We start from the raw sequence: 13,836 nt of genomic DNA, 5'->3' as shown, positions 1-13,836 counted from the left end.
AACAGAAAGGAGAGGATTTTGTTGAACGCACAACATCTCTCAGAACGATTAATGCGAGTGGCTGGATATGTAAAAGAAGGGGCAGTTGTTGCTGATATTGGCAGTGATCACGCCTATTTACCTTGTTACCTAATTCATCATAAACTTGCTTCAAAAGCAATTGCAGGTGAAGTGGCAAAAGGGCCATTCGAATCAGCACAAAGTCATGTGAATGCAGAACAATTTCAAGACCAAATTACTGTACGCTTGGCAAATGGATTGAAAGCAATTGAACAAGAAGATGATGTCGATACAGTGACCATTGCTGGAATGGGAGGTCCATTGATTGCGATGATTTTAGATCAGGACAAGGATCGTTTAGCTTCCGTCTCTCGTCTGATCTTGCAACCTAATGTTTATGCAAAAGCGATTAGAGACTGGGCAGAATTAAATGGTTGGAAATTGATTGCGGAAGACATTCTGCAAGAAGATAATAAAATTTATGAAATTCTAGTACTTGAAAAGGGCAAGATGACGTTGTCGCCGTCACAAAAACTACTGGGTCCGTTTTTAATGGACAATCAAAATGATGTGTTTACGATCAAGTGGAAAAAAGAATCAGCCGAATGGAATCGAATTTTAGAAGCGATTCGCTTTGCGGAATTATCAGGAGAAGTGCAATTGAAAAAAGAAGAAGTGCAACAAAAACTAAAAATCGTAAAGGAGGCATTAGGTGAATGAAAACAGCGAATGGCTATGAAATCATTCAATTGTTTGAATCCTGGTCTCCCAAATCATTTGCCTTAAAAGATGATTCGGTTGGCTTGCAAATTGGACAGTTGAATCGACCCATCACCAATGTACTCGTTACGCTCGATGTCACGATGGATGTCATCCAAGAGGCTATTGATCAAAACTGCCAACTAATCCTTGCACATCACCCTCCCATTTATCGCCCGTTACAAAATCTTCGGACAGATACACCTGCTGGGAAAATGATTGAGCTTTGTATCAAGCATGATATTGCGGTATATGCGGCACATACAAATTTGGACGTAGCACCAGGCGGAGTGAATGATTTACTCGCTGATGCCCTCCAATTGCAACAAATAAAAGTGCTTGAAGAGACGTTTGCGGAGACTCTGATGAAATTGGTTGTATTTGTTCCATCAACTCATGGCACTCGTTTACGAGAGCAATTGGCACTAGCTGGCGCGGGTAAAATCGGTGCGTATGATTCCTGTAGCTTTTCATCGAAAGGTGTGGGGCGTTTTAAACCTCTTGATGGAGCGAAACCTGCTATTGGAAATATTCATCAACTAGCCGAAGTCGAAGAGGAAAAAATAGAAGTGGTATTTCCATCCTCCGAACAATCAAGAATTTTGAAGGCAATGTATGCCCACCACCCTTATGAAGAAGTGGCGTTTGATTTATTGGCACTTGAGTCTAAAACGAAGCAACAAGGCATCGGAAGAATCGGTGTATTAAGACACCCACTGCCATTAGATTCATTTGCTGAAAACGTAAAAAATCAGCTGTCGGTTCCATTTGTACGCGTCGTAGGGGATGGGGGCACTGAAATTCGTAAAGTGGCTGTTCTAGGTGGAGACGGGAATAAATATATTCAAAAGGCAAAACGTGCTGGAGCTGATGTTCTAGTAACAGGGGACATGTATTTTCATACGGCACAAGATGCTCAAGCAATTGGTCTTTCCATCGTTGACCCGGGGCACCATGTGGAGTCCATTATGAAAAAAGGTGTCTCCATTAAAATGAATCAGTTGTGTGAAAATCAAAAATACACTTGTAAGTTTATTCCTTCAAGTATATCGACAGAACCATTTAGATTGTTATAAAAAAGAGGCTATCCACAAAATGGATGGCCTCTAAAACATTAAGCTGGTGTATATGGTTCAATTCTTTTCACGGGAGTCACTGTTTTGATTTTCGGTAATATTTTATCGATGGTAACTGTTCGCTCCAATATGTGCGTTTGTGAATCAAGCGGGTCGAATTTCTCTAAAAATTTTATGACTTCTTTAACGATGGGTGTAGGAGTAGAAGCACCAGCTGTTACAGCAACGGTTTCAATCCCTGCCAGCCATTCTAACTTCAGTTCAGATAAATCAGAAATACGATAAGAAGGTGTATTTGCAATTTCTTCTGATACTTGGGTCAGTCGATTTGAGTTATTACTCATTGGATCTCCAACTACAATCAATAATTCGGCCGCTCCGGCTTGACCAGCTACAGCTTCCTGACGAACTTGTGTAGCTAGACAAATTTCTTTATGAACTTCAATGTGAGGATATTTTTGTTCTAATTCTTTCATAATCACGGCTACATCCCATTGACTCATCGTCGTTTGGTTCGTCACGAGTAACTTTTCAGCTTGAATGTCCAGCTGTTCAACGTCATTGATTGTCTGCACCAGATGGACTGCATCGGGAGCTACACCAACTGCTCCTTCGGGCTCAGGGTGACCTTTTTTACCAACGTAAATTATTTGGTATCCTTGTGCCGTTTTTTCACGAATTAGATCGTGTGTAACGGTAACGTCTGGACAGGTAGCATCGATTGAGACTAATCCTTTTTGTCTTGCTAATTCACGAACTTCCGGTGATACACCGTGTGCAGTGAATATGACTGTCCCACTATCCACTTTTTCTAATATTTCTTTTCGATTTTCACCGTCCAACGTGATGATGCCATCTTTTTCAAAGGCATCAGTGACGTGTTTATTGTGAACAATCATACCTAATATATAAATTGGGCGTGGCAATGTAGTATCCATCGCTGCGTTGCGAGCAATGACCATGGCATCCACGACACCGTAACAATAACCACGTGGGGTAATTTTGAGTACTTTCATTTGTAGCACACCTCTCAGAAGTTGTTAATCTCTATTATAACTGAGAGGTGTGCCAAATTCAAAACTCAAATCGGAGGTTGGAAAATTCTAGGAAGTGAAACTCCGGATGATCGAAGCGGAGACGAGGCGATATTGCTAGCAACATTGCTGGCAACAGTACTGGCTACATTACTTGTGGCATCGGGCATGTTTTGAAAACCACGATAGAGTTTCCACATTGCAGGGAGGTTTTGTACCAATGGTGCAACTTGTTTCACCATTGGTGTGAACTGTTGTGCGGTTGACATAAAACGTTCAGCGGTTTGTAAGTATTGTTCTACTCGATTTGGATTCGCTGCTGCAGCAGCACCAGCTACTCCTTCCCCAAACATTCCATTCGGTCCTGAGGGGCCGCCTGGGTTTCCTGAACCCATCCCACCTTGCCCCCCTGAATTCCCCATGCCGAATAGTCGACTCATAGCAGAAGGAATCGCTCCCATATTTCCTTGTCCATTAGGCATTCCAGGATTGCCTGGACCAAATGATCGATTGGGAGCGGCTGGCCCCCTAGCATTGCCTAAACCAAACGGCATATGTGGAGAACCATTCGGAAGTTGTGAGTGAGGATTGGGAAATTGCTGGGGTGTATTAGGAGTATTGGACTGTGAAAACGGGTAAAATGATTGATAACGCATAATTAAACTCCTTTCTAAATAAACAGTTAGTTGACGCAGTAACCATAGAACAACTATGATTAGCAGATGGTCTTCAAAATAGACAAAACATGGTACAATGAAAGAATGTCAGGAGGGACTAAAATGTCCAAATATACAGATTACGATTTTCAACCTTTTTTACAAGATGCCATAAATAAATTAGGTTTTACAGATCCAACACCGATTCAAAGAGAAATGATTCCCTTGATTCTAAAAGGGAAAAGTGCGATTGGCCAAGCACATACGGGTACAGGGAAAACGCATAGTTTTTTAATTCCGATTGTCCAACGCATTCGTACAGAAAAAAATGAATTACAAGCGATTATTACTTCTCCAACACGTGAACTTGCTTCTCAGATCTTTGAAGCACTAGGCAAGTTAACTGAAGGAACGGAAATTCAAACGAAATTATTTATTGGTGGTACTGATAAACAACGTTCGATTGACCGATTAAAAACACAACCCCATATTGTTGTTGGAACACCTGGACGTATTAAAGACTTGGTTAATGAAAATGCATTGCTTGTTCATACAGCCCCGCTCTTAGTAGTAGATGAAGCAGATCTTGCTTTTGACATGGGTTTTATTGAAGATATTGACGCATTTGCAGGTAAAATGCCAGATAATTTAGAAATGTTCGTCTTTTCTGCAACAATTCCAGAACGATTACAGCCTTTCTTGAAGAAATACATGAACGCGCCTGTGCATATCAATATTGGCGATAAACGTCCAGTTGCTGAAGGTATTGTCTTTAATTTAGTACCAGTGCGTAGTAAATCGAAAAAGAAACGTTTAGTAGAAGTATTAAATGGCATAAACCCATATTTAGCCATCATATTTACGAATACGCGTAAGAATGCGGATGATGTAGCGAATTATTTAGCTGAAGCTGGATACCGTGTGGGACGTATTCATGGAGACTTAGCTCCACGTGAACGTACACGTATGATGAAACAAGTCCGCGATCTTGAGTATCAATATATTGTTGCTACTGACCTCGCTGCACGCGGAATTGATATTCAAGGTGTAAGTCACGTGATCAACTATGAGCTTCCAGATGATTTGGAGTTCTTTATTCACCGTGTTGGACGTACAGCTCGTGCTGGATTAAAAGGTACTGCTATTACATTGTATGAACCAACAGATGAAGACGCGATTATTCGCATCGAAAAAATGGGAATTCCATTTGTTCATGTTGATGTAATTGATGGTGAATGGTCTGAATTAAAAGAACGTCACACACGTAAAAACCGCAAGAAAACGACTGAAGATGAAATTGATGCAAAAGCTAAATCTTTAGTTCGTAAACCTAAAAAAGTGAAACCTGGATATAAACGTAACATGAGATGGGAAATGGACAAAGTTAAGAAAAGAGAACGTCGCATTAAAAACCGTAAAAAGTAAAGGGGCTTATAAAATTGTTATTAGGTTCACATGTTTCCATGAGTGGAAAGAAAATGTTGCTGGCTGCAAGTGAAGAAGCAACATCATATGGTGCATCTACTTTTATGATTTATACGGGGGCACCACAAAATACACGACGTAAACCCATTGAAGAATTAAACATTGAAGCAGGACAAGCACATATGAAGGCAAATGGATTGTCGAATATTGTTGTGCATGCTCCATACATTATCAATATCGGTAACTCACTAAAGCCTGAAACATTTGCACTCGGTGTCGAGTTTTTACAAAAAGAAATCGAGCGAACTGCGGCATTGGGTGCAAAACAAATCGTCTTGCATCCCGGTGCGCATGTTGGTGCTGGAGCGGATGAAGGCATTAAAAAGATAATCGAAGGTTTGAATGAAGTACTATCACAAGATTTCCCAGTACAAATCGCTTTGGAAACAATGGCGGGTAAAGGGACTGAATGCGGACGTTCATTTGAAGAAATTGCACAAATTTTTTCTGGCGTAAAGAATAATGAACGATTATCAGTATGCTTTGACACATGTCATACACATGATGCTGGATACAACATTGTGGAAGATTTTGATGGTGTATTGAATCAATTCGATCAGTTGATTGGTATCGATCGTTTAAAAGTTCTCCACATTAACGATAGTAAAAATGTTCGTGGTGCTAGTAAAGACCGACATGAAAATATTGGTTTTGGTGAAATTGGCTTTGAGGCACTCAACAAAATTGTGCATCATCCACAATTAACAACGGTTCCCAAAATTTTAGAAACACCTTTTGTCGGAATTGACGCCAAAAATAAGAAACCACCTTATTTGTACGAAATTGAGATGTTTAAGAAACAAGCGTTTATGCCAGAAAGTATTGACAATTTACGTACTTAAATCAAAAAGAGACTCAAGCGGAAAACGCTTGAGTCTCTTTTGATTATTGGATGAACTTTTAGTAGTACCCATAGACATATCTTGAATGATGGAAGTGATTATTTAAGTCCGAAATAATCAAAAAGTTTTTTTGTTCGCTTTTGACCCAATACACCAGCAAGTTGCTTATGAACATTTGCTGGTGGACCAAACAATAACCATTGTAGCGATGCTTTATCAAAGATCGGTCGAACTTGCTTCACTTCCTGGGGGGATAAGGGTACTGGAAGTGCACTTGTCATCTTAGCGATTTCATCATCTGATTTATCTTTGATGGCTTGAATTAGTTCCCATATTTCCATAACTTCATCCTTTCAAGATAATAGAGTTTACTTCTTCTCATTTCTTCGTTATACTAATCCATTGTAAATCGTAATGATTATGAATTAGAAAGAGGCGGGCTATATGAATGCGCCATATGATATTGAACTTAACAATGTTTCTTTTCAATACGATCAGACAATCGTATTGAAAAACATTTCTTTACAAGTAAAACAAGGTGACTTTTTGGCCGTACTAGGTCCAAATGGTTCAGGTAAATCAACTTTATTGAAAATTATTTTAGGTCTACTAAAGCCAACTTCAGGGGATGTTCAGTTATTTGGTGAAAAAAGTAGAGATTTTAAGAATAGAGAATGGATTGGCTATGTTTCCCAAAAGTCCAACGCATTTAACACAGGATTTCCAGCTACTGTTTTCGAGGTAGTTGAAAGCGGACTTGTTAAGAAAACAGGTTTATTTAAGAAGTACCCAAAGGACGCGTCCATACGAGTAGAAAAGGCATTACAATCAGTCGGCATGGAAAAGTTTATGAAACAATCTATTGGAGAGTTATCTGGTGGTCAACAACAACGAGTATTTATCGCACGTGCACTTGTTGCAGAACCTAAATGTCTAATTTTAGACGAACCAACCGTTGGGATAGATCATGAACATGTACAGTCGTTTTATAATATGCTAGCTCATTTGAATAGGGAACAACATATCACACTTATTCTCGTGACACATGATGTGGATACCGTGTCGAACCAAATAAGCCATGTTGCTTGTTTGAATCAAACCATCCATTTCCATGGTTTTAAAAATGATTTTAACCAAATAAGTGATGAAGACTTACAGGCTTGGTATGGTCATTCAGTTAGAAAAATTCACCATACAAAAGTGAGGGAACACAATGATTGAAGCATTAATAAACTATGAATTTTTACAAAATGCTTTTGCATCAGGAATAATCATTGGATTAATCGCTCCATTGCTTGGCGTATTCATTGTCGTTAGACGATTGTCTCTCATTGCAGACGCTTTGAGTCATGTGACATTAGCTGGGATTGCAGGCAGTTTATTCTTAAGTCAATCTTACGCTTTTTTTGCGCTGTTGAACCCATTATATTTAGGCATTGTTGCAGCAGTTACTGGTTCGGTATTAATTGAAAGACTGAGAAGGTTATATAAGCATTACGAAGAACTTGCGATCCCGATTATTATGTCAGCGGGTATCGGATTCAGCGCTATCTTTATTTCATTGGCAAATGGCTTTAGTTCTGATTTATTTAGTTATTTATTCGGATCCGTATCTGCCGTTAGCCGCCAGGACTTATGGATTGTAATCGTGATTGCCATTATTGTCATCACGTTTTTACTATTATTTTTCAAAGAATTATTCTTGTTGTCATTTGACGAGGAATATGCAAAAGCATCAGGGCTTCCTGCCAAATGGGTGCATCTATTGTTTATGATCGTCACAGCACTTGTTATCGCTGCGAGTATGCGTATTGTAGGAATTCTACTCGTTTCATCGTTAATGACGTTACCAGTGGCTGCAAGCATGCGATTAGCTAAGAGTTTTAAACAAGCTATTCTGTATGCAGTAGTCTTTGGAGAAGCTGCCGTAATCTTGGGGCTTGTGATTGCTTTCTATTTGAATATCGCTCCCGGAGGTACAATTGTCGTGACCTCAATCATTATTTTACTAATCGTGTTAATAGGTAAGAAGATTTGGTTGAGTATTGTCATGAAAAACGAAGGGGGAAGTGTCGTATGAATATTACGAGGGCATGGGATCTTTTAAAAGAAAAGGGCTATAAAAAGACGGATAAACGCGAACAAATATTAAATTTATTTGTTGATAATGAACATTATTTGACGGCCCGTGACTTACTGAATGTTATGAAAAAACATTACCCTGGAATGAGCTATGATACAATTTATCGTAATTTAAGTACCTTTGTAGAACTAGGGATATTAGAAGAAACTGAATTGACGGGTGAACGCCATTTCCGAATGCAATGTGAAACAGAGCATCATCATCATCATTTCATTTGCATGACGTGTGGAAAAATCAAAGAAATTCATTTATGTCCAATGGATATGCTAGAAGAAAAATTACCGGCATATCAAATAGACAATCATAAATTTGAGATTTATGGGAAATGTCCTGAATGTCTTTAACATCATGTAACCTCTGTAATTATACCAAGGGCTGTATGAAGGATTTGTGGATACTTTGGCCATTAAACAACTGCAAAATGGTCAAAAGAAAAAGAGGGATGATGATGTGACTTGGTCACATCATCATCCCTCTTTTCTCAAATCATCTTGCGGGGGTTATGCGTCCGTCGCCCTACACATTGTAAATAAAAGAGTGCATTTGCACCTAGCCAGCCGCAAAAGCGTGAAGAATGAGACCCACAAGTTTGTGCTCTTCATTCTTGTTGGCTCATGCGGAACCTGCGGCAGTGCAAATGCACGATAAAGACAGTTATTTAACTTTGCTACTATAAAAAAGCGTGAGGGGATAAGCCCTCACGCTTTTTGTGTTAGAAATGAATGTTGGATCCATGCGTCTGCCTCTAGCCAGTTATTGACGCGTATGACGCCCTTAGGAACCGCTTGTTGATTATACGGTGTATTGAACAGCAATACTGGAATATTTAATTCTTCGGCAATCCCAACAGCATTGTCATGCTTATCTTCAAAAAAGACATCAATGTTAAAGTTTCGAGCAGTTTCAATCTTATCATGTGTACCAATCAGTTCGATATGATCAAATGCCAAGTTTTGTTCAACAAACCATTGGTAAGTTACATCCAAAACATTTTGACCACGTGCGGAAATGAAATACAACTCATGCTCTTTTTTCCATTGAGTCAAAATTCCGTGTGCATCAATTTGTATGGGGGACGTTGCATAAATTTCAGGCTCCGCTACTTTGAACCATTTGTAAAAGTCTTCGGGTGATACAGGAAAAGCTTTTGTTAAATCGTATTCTTTAATATCGTCTAGCACGAGGTTACAAGAAAAAGCTTTATTTATATGTGGCAATAAAGAAGTAGGACATGTGACAGTCCCATCTATATCGATACCGAATCGGTAGTTTGACATATGCGAATTACTCCTTTATGCGTTTATTTTTTCAAGTGCTTGCTTGTCGTAATATTCCTGTGCAATTTTATCAATTTCAATTTTCAGTTCTTCTACCATCGTAGCTTCAGGGACCTTCCGAACGGTTTTGCCTTTCATAAAGAGCAAACCTTCGCCACGTGCACCCGCAATGCCAATATCCGCTTCACGAGCCTCTCCAGGACCGTTTACGGCACATCCAAGTACAGCCACTTTTATTGGAGCTTTGATTGTTGAAATATATTCTTCGACTTCATTGGCAATTGAAATTAAATCAATTTCAATACGTCCGCAGGTTGGACATGAAATTAAAGTTGCTGAGTTTGAAGATAGACCAAAGACTTTCAACATTTCTCTTGCCACTTTTACTTCTTCTACAGGATCGGCACTCAACGAAACGCGTAGTGTGTTTCCGATACCGCGACTTAGCAGTGCACCTAGACCAGCTGCACTCTTGATTGATCCATTAACTAAAGTTCCAGACTCCGTAATACCAAGGTGAAGTGGGTAATCGAAAGCTTGAGATGCTTTGACATATGCTTCGATGGCTAAACTGACATCAGAAGCTTTTAATGAAACGATAATATCGTGAAAATCTAAATCTTCAAGAATTTTAATATGGTGTAGTGCACTTTCAACCATACCGTCTGCAGTAGGGTAGCCATATTTCTCGATAATTTTACGTTCAAGTGAGCCTGCATTTACCCCAATACGAATTGGAATTCCTTTTGCTTTTGCTGCATTTACAACCGCTTCGACTTTTTCGCGGCGTCCGATATTACCTGGGTTAATCCGGATTTTATCCGCACCGTTTTCTATTGCTATTAAAGCTAATTTATAATCGAAATGAATATCCACAACAAGTGGAATATTAATCCGCTTTTTAATATCTGCAATTGCATTAGCTGCACGCTCGTCTGGGCAGGCTACTCGAACAATTTGGCAGCCAGCTTCTTCTAAACGAAGAATTTCTGCAACCGTTGCTTCGACGTCATGTGTTTTTGTTGTAGTCATACTTTGTATGAATAGTTCATTGCTACCACCTATAGTAATGTCACCAACACGAACTGGGCGTGTTTTTGAACGATGAAGTACTTCACTCATGAAAATTCTCTCCTTTTCGGGCTAACAGCCTTCTGTATTCTTTATTTTAGCAGTCTTGAAAAGGAATTGACAAGGAAGAAACGTTTATTGTTTCCTAGGAACAGGACAATTGTGTGTCTTTATATATGGGAACCTTAACATTTTCGCCTCCCTGAAGGGCCTGTTTGCGTAAATGGGGATTCTCACTGTAAAAAGCTTCTAGGCGGTCGGGATAGCTAACCCAAACCTCTGAAGGGTATACACCGAACAAAGATAAAACGGTATCGCCTTCAACAGTTTGGACTGGAAAGACTTCATATGCCTTCTCTTTGACACAAACAGGTTCTGCCTCCGAGAAAGAGGCCATAGAAATTGTACCCTCCAGTAAATCTTCTTTAACAATATATGAAAGTATTAATATTAAGATAGCAAGTCCAATTATTCGCATAAAAAATCCCCCTTTATTCAACGTATGTCAAATAAAAAGGGATTATACTTATTTTTTTGGATAATATGTTAGTGCTAATCCGAGATAGACGAGACAACATATGGTTGTGACAAGTGTTATCCAACTATCAGATAATCCGATATAAAGTAATAAAATCGATAGAATCGTTGGAATGGTATAAGCAACTGCTGTAGTTCTCCACACATGTCTATATTCACCACGTCGTCTATAGAGTTTTAAAATCATCATGCCCGCAAAAGCTAAAATACTAATACGCACAAATACTAATAGAGTTGACATGATAAATTGGATTATAAAAGCGAGTGGGTATAGAATCCATTGCATACCATCAATATATTCACTTAACCCCGTGATGCTTGACGAGTCTTGTTTAAAACCAGCTGAAAAATGAATAAAAGATAATAGAGAAATAAACGTAACAAATATAAATACGAATTGAATGATTTTTCCAATTGGTAATAATCGAAATGCGGCCATTTTCTTAGGATTTGCCACTGAAGCTAGGAATATTTGTGTTAAAGTCAAGAGAATCACTCCTTATATACATCATACTACGATGTACTGAATGGTTTAAATAAACATTTGAACAAAAAAAGAACAATTTTTGGTTTGTTAAGTTATTGTAAATATTGTGTGAATGACTTTACATGACGATGTTGAACTCTTCATAATTGGGATTGTTGGAAATTGTCGAATTAGGAGTTGAAAACGGAACGTGGAACTTAATTGGCAAGAAATGCTGTTTCAATTCATTGGTGGTCTAGGAATCTTCTTATTCGCAATTAAATATATGGGAGATGGCCTGCAAAAAGCAGCTGGTGACCGTTTACGTGATATTCTCGATCGATTCACAACGAATCCATTCATGGGTGTACTTGTCGGTATTGCGGTTACTGTACTTATCCAATCCAGTTCGGGTACAACTGTCATTACGGTAGGTCTTGTAAGTGCCGGATTTATGACACTGCGACAAGCAGTCGGGGTAATTATGGGTGCAAATATTGGGACAACCATTACTGCATTTATTATTGGATTCGATGTAGGCGTATATGCATTGCCTGTAATGGCACTTGGTGCATTCCTTATTTTCTTCTTTAAGAAAAATCAAATTCAAAATTTAGGAGAAGTCATTTTTGGTTTTGGTGGATTATTCTTAGGGATGGAGTTAATGAGTGGGGGAATGAAATCACTACGTGAACTGCCTGCCTTTATAGAGTTAACAGTTAACTTGAGTGAGTATTCTATTTTAGGAGTTATTGTCGGAACAGTATTTACATTAATTGTCCAGAGTTCCAGCGCAACAGTGGGTATCCTTCAAGGGTTATATGCAGAAGATATTTTGAACCTACAGGCAGCTTTACCGGTTCTTTTCGGTGATAATATTGGTACCACCATTACAGCAGTCCTTGCTTCAATAGGTGCATCAATTGCCGCTCGTCGTGCAGCCGCAGCACATGTTTTATTTAATGTGGTTGGTACGGTAATTTTCATGATTTTCTTGGTACCATTTACGAACTACATAGTTTGGTTAACCGGTGTCTTTGGCTTAGAAGCGAAAATGCAAATTGCTTTTGCACATGGGACATTTAACGTGGTAAATACAATAATTCAATTTCCGTTGATTGGTGCTTGGGTTTACTTGGTAACGAAGTTCATACCAGGTGAAGAAGTGATCATCGAATATAAACCGAAACTTTTAGATCCACACTTTATATATACAGCTCCTTCAATTGCGATTGGACAAGCGAAAGAAGAAATACTTCGTATGGGTCACTTTAGTGTTCAAGGTCTACAAGAAACATATGAGTATTTAAAAACAGGCAATAAAAAACACGCAGAAACAGGCTATCAAATCGAAGACGCCATAAACAATTTGGACAATAAAATCACGGATTATTTAGTGAAAATTTCTGCAGAGTCAATATCAAATTCTGATTCTACTCGACATATTTTATTAATGGAGACCGTTCGCGACATTGAACGTGTAGGTGATCATTTTGAAAATATTATCGAACTGATTGACCATCAACTCGTTAATCACGTAAAGATAACAGGGGATGCAATGGACGATCTTGATGAGATGTTTACATTAACGATTGAAACAGTCCAAAAAGCATTGGAGTCATTAGATACAAGTAGTGAAAAGTTAGCACGTGAAGTAGCTGAACAAGAAGATCTAATTGATAAAATGGAACGTAAATTCCGTAAGAATCATATTCTGCGTATGAATGATGGTACTTGTTCTCCTCATGCGGGAATCATTTATGTTGATATTGTCAGTAATTTAGAACGAATTGGTGATCACGCAGTAAATATTGCGGAAGCAGTCTTAGGGAAACGAGCATAATAGCATCATCTCCTCTTGTGCTTTACATCCCTTGTGATGTAAGGCACGATACAGAGGAGATTTTTTATTGGAGGTTTATACATGGAAATTGTTGGATGGTTTCTAATCATTGCATGTTTTATTATTGGTTTCATCGGTCTAGTCTACCCAATCATTCCAGCAGTTGTCTTTGTTATTGGTGGGTTTTTATTATATGGATTGTTTTTTTCCTTCACAGAATTACCTTGGGGATTTTGGGTAATTGAATCGTTTTTTGTTGTGCTACTGTTTGGTGCAGATATGTTGGCAAATGCTTTTGGCGTGAAGAAGTATGGTGGAAGTAAGGCTGGGATATGGGGGAGTACAATTGGATTGATAATTGGCCCATTCATTATTCCCTTCGCTGGAATCATACTTGGTCCGTTTTTAGGTGCGTTTATTGCTGAGTTACTCTTTTCGCGGACTACGATCAAACAAGCAATAAAGACAGGATTTGGTTCCGTAATTGGTTTCTTGACTTCAGTTTTCACAAAAGGAATCATTCAAATTATCATGATTATCATTTTTGTTTTATTTGTGTAAGTTCAGACGAAAGACTGAATTACCTAAATAGAGTTGAAATTATTTGAATGAAAGAACTAAGTTTGATACGCTAAGAGTTGTTAATA

16 protein-coding genes are annotated in these 13,836 nt (G+C 38.6%); 9 read left to right on the top strand and 7 right to left on the bottom strand.

Annotation, left to right across the window (positions count from 1 at the left end; genetic code table 11):
* The first annotated feature begins 21 nt into the window (after positions 1–21).
* Together GY23_RS05190 and GY23_RS05185 are read left to right on the top strand one after the other, a co-directional pair.
* Positions 22–720 carry a tRNA (adenine(22)-N(1))-methyltransferase gene (locus tag GY23_RS05190; protein ID WP_075618107.1) on the top strand — a complete coding sequence of 233 codons (699 nt, stop codon included), beginning with the start codon at positions 22–24 and terminating at the stop codon, positions 718–720.
* Positions 717–1,835: a Nif3-like dinuclear metal center hexameric protein gene (locus GY23_RS05185; protein ID WP_075618106.1), complete on the top strand. Its 1,119-nt coding sequence runs from the start codon at positions 717–719 to the stop codon at positions 1,833–1,835. The genes GY23_RS05190 and GY23_RS05185 overlap by 4 nt, the downstream gene beginning before the upstream one ends.
* Before the next feature lie 38 nt (positions 1,836–1,873).
* Here GY23_RS05185 and GY23_RS05180 read toward each other — a convergent pair whose 3' ends face one another.
* Together GY23_RS05180 and vrrA are read right to left on the bottom strand one after the other, a co-directional pair.
* Positions 1,874–2,851: a 4-hydroxy-3-methylbut-2-enyl diphosphate reductase gene (locus GY23_RS05180; protein ID WP_075618105.1), complete on the bottom strand. Its 978-nt coding sequence runs from the start codon at positions 2,849–2,851 to the stop codon at positions 1,874–1,876.
* A gap of 65 nt (positions 2,852–2,916) precedes the next feature.
* A complete protein-coding gene (vrrA, locus tag GY23_RS05175) occupies positions 2,917–3,525 on the bottom strand; it encodes a VrrA/YqfQ family protein (RefSeq protein WP_075618104.1) in 609 nt (202 codons plus the stop codon).
* Positions 3,526–3,648: 123 nt separating this feature from the next.
* Between vrrA and GY23_RS05170 the strand changes: the two genes are divergently transcribed.
* Both GY23_RS05170 and GY23_RS05165 read left to right on the top strand, forming a co-directional pair.
* Complete coding sequence (locus GY23_RS05170) at positions 3,649–4,950, top strand: DEAD/DEAH box helicase (RefSeq protein ID WP_075618103.1); 1,302 nt, start codon at positions 3,649–3,651, stop codon at positions 4,948–4,950.
* Between the two features lie 14 nt (positions 4,951–4,964).
* Positions 4,965–5,852: a deoxyribonuclease IV gene (locus tag GY23_RS05165; RefSeq protein ID WP_075618102.1), complete on the top strand. Its 888-nt coding sequence runs from the start codon at positions 4,965–4,967 to the stop codon at positions 5,850–5,852.
* A 98-nt stretch (positions 5,853–5,950) separates the two neighbouring features.
* Here the strand turns inward: GY23_RS05165 and GY23_RS05160 are convergent, their stop codons facing one another.
* Positions 5,951–6,193, bottom strand: coding sequence for a hypothetical protein (locus tag GY23_RS05160; protein WP_075618101.1), 243 nt, complete (start codon positions 6,191–6,193; stop codon positions 5,951–5,953).
* Positions 6,194–6,296: 103 nt separating this feature from the next.
* On the opposite strand from GY23_RS05160, the gene GY23_RS05155 reads away from it, so the two are divergent.
* Genes GY23_RS05155 through GY23_RS05145 form a run of 3 tightly spaced genes read left to right on the top strand, consistent with a single transcriptional unit; the run spans position 6,297 to position 8,339 of the window.
* Positions 6,297–7,073: a metal ABC transporter ATP-binding protein gene (locus tag GY23_RS05155; RefSeq protein WP_075618100.1), complete on the top strand. Its 777-nt coding sequence runs from the start codon at positions 6,297–6,299 to the stop codon at positions 7,071–7,073.
* Complete coding sequence (locus tag GY23_RS05150) at positions 7,066–7,932, top strand: metal ABC transporter permease (RefSeq protein ID WP_075618099.1); 867 nt, start codon at positions 7,066–7,068, stop codon at positions 7,930–7,932. Before GY23_RS05155 ends, GY23_RS05150 begins: the two co-directional genes overlap by 8 nt.
* Complete coding sequence (locus GY23_RS05145) at positions 7,929–8,339, top strand: Fur family transcriptional regulator (protein ID WP_075618098.1); 411 nt, start codon at positions 7,929–7,931, stop codon at positions 8,337–8,339. Before GY23_RS05150 ends, GY23_RS05145 begins: the two co-directional genes overlap by 4 nt.
* A gap of 354 nt (positions 8,340–8,693) precedes the next feature.
* Here GY23_RS05145 and GY23_RS05140 read toward each other — a convergent pair whose 3' ends face one another.
* From GY23_RS05140 to GY23_RS05125, 4 genes are all read right to left on the bottom strand, one after another.
* Positions 8,694–9,272, bottom strand: coding sequence for a hypothetical protein (locus GY23_RS05140; protein ID WP_075618097.1), 579 nt, complete (start codon positions 9,270–9,272; stop codon positions 8,694–8,696).
* A gap of 15 nt (positions 9,273–9,287) precedes the next feature.
* Positions 9,288–10,394, bottom strand: a complete 1,107-nt coding sequence (ispG, locus tag GY23_RS05135) for a flavodoxin-dependent (E)-4-hydroxy-3-methylbut-2-enyl-diphosphate synthase (protein ID WP_075618096.1) — start codon at positions 10,392–10,394, stop codon at positions 9,288–9,290.
* A 94-nt stretch (positions 10,395–10,488) separates the two neighbouring features.
* Complete coding sequence (locus GY23_RS05130; protein ID WP_075618095.1) at positions 10,489–10,821, bottom strand: hypothetical protein; 333 nt, start codon at positions 10,819–10,821, stop codon at positions 10,489–10,491.
* Between the two features lie 48 nt (positions 10,822–10,869).
* The gene (locus GY23_RS05125) at positions 10,870–11,376 is read right to left on the bottom strand and encodes a DUF1189 family protein (RefSeq protein ID WP_245827575.1); all 507 of its coding nucleotides are present in this window, start codon (positions 11,374–11,376) and stop codon (positions 10,870–10,872) included.
* Between the two features lie 181 nt (positions 11,377–11,557).
* On the opposite strand from GY23_RS05125, the gene GY23_RS05120 reads away from it, so the two are divergent.
* Positions 11,558–13,189 carry a Na/Pi cotransporter family protein gene (locus GY23_RS05120; RefSeq protein ID WP_075618094.1) on the top strand — a complete coding sequence of 544 codons (1,632 nt, stop codon included), beginning with the start codon at positions 11,558–11,560 and terminating at the stop codon, positions 13,187–13,189.
* An 81-nt stretch (positions 13,190–13,270) separates the two neighbouring features.
* Positions 13,271–13,750 carry a DUF456 domain-containing protein gene (locus GY23_RS05115; protein WP_075618093.1) on the top strand — a complete coding sequence of 160 codons (480 nt, stop codon included), beginning with the start codon at positions 13,271–13,273 and terminating at the stop codon, positions 13,748–13,750.
* Positions 13,751–13,836 lie beyond the last annotated feature (86 nt).

Origin of the sequence: Paenisporosarcina indica (assembly GCF_001939075.1) — a bacterium.
GTDB lineage: Bacteria > Bacillota > Bacilli > Bacillales_A > Planococcaceae > Paenisporosarcina > Paenisporosarcina indica.
Note: the sequence above shows the minus strand (reverse complement) of the source record. Positions and strands in the feature narration are given on the sequence as shown.

Coding starts and splice junctions, on each gene's coding strand:
- GY23_RS05185 (WP_075618106.1), top strand. CDS start 717: ATGAAAACAGCGAATGGCTATGAAATCATTCAATTGTTTGAATCCTGG.
- GY23_RS05180 (WP_075618105.1), bottom strand. CDS start 2,851: ATGAAAGTACTCAAAATTACCCCACGTGGTTATTGTTACGGTGTCGTG.
- vrrA (WP_075618104.1), bottom strand. CDS start 3,525: ATGCGTTATCAATCATTTTACCCGTTTTCACAGTCCAATACTCCTAAT.
- GY23_RS05170 (WP_075618103.1), top strand. CDS start 3,649: ATGTCCAAATATACAGATTACGATTTTCAACCTTTTTTACAAGATGCC.
- GY23_RS05160 (WP_075618101.1), bottom strand. CDS start 6,193: ATGGAAATATGGGAACTAATTCAAGCCATCAAAGATAAATCAGATGAT.
- GY23_RS05155 (WP_075618100.1), top strand. CDS start 6,297: ATGAATGCGCCATATGATATTGAACTTAACAATGTTTCTTTTCAATAC.
- GY23_RS05150 (WP_075618099.1), top strand. CDS start 7,066: ATGATTGAAGCATTAATAAACTATGAATTTTTACAAAATGCTTTTGCA.
- GY23_RS05145 (WP_075618098.1), top strand. CDS start 7,929: ATGAATATTACGAGGGCATGGGATCTTTTAAAAGAAAAGGGCTATAAA.
- GY23_RS05140 (WP_075618097.1), bottom strand. CDS start 9,272: ATGTCAAACTACCGATTCGGTATCGATATAGATGGGACTGTCACATGT.
- ispG (WP_075618096.1), bottom strand. CDS start 10,394: ATGAGTGAAGTACTTCATCGTTCAAAAACACGCCCAGTTCGTGTTGGT.
- GY23_RS05130 (WP_075618095.1), bottom strand. CDS start 10,821: ATGCGAATAATTGGACTTGCTATCTTAATATTAATACTTTCATATATT.
- GY23_RS05115 (WP_075618093.1), top strand. CDS start 13,271: ATGGAAATTGTTGGATGGTTTCTAATCATTGCATGTTTTATTATTGGT.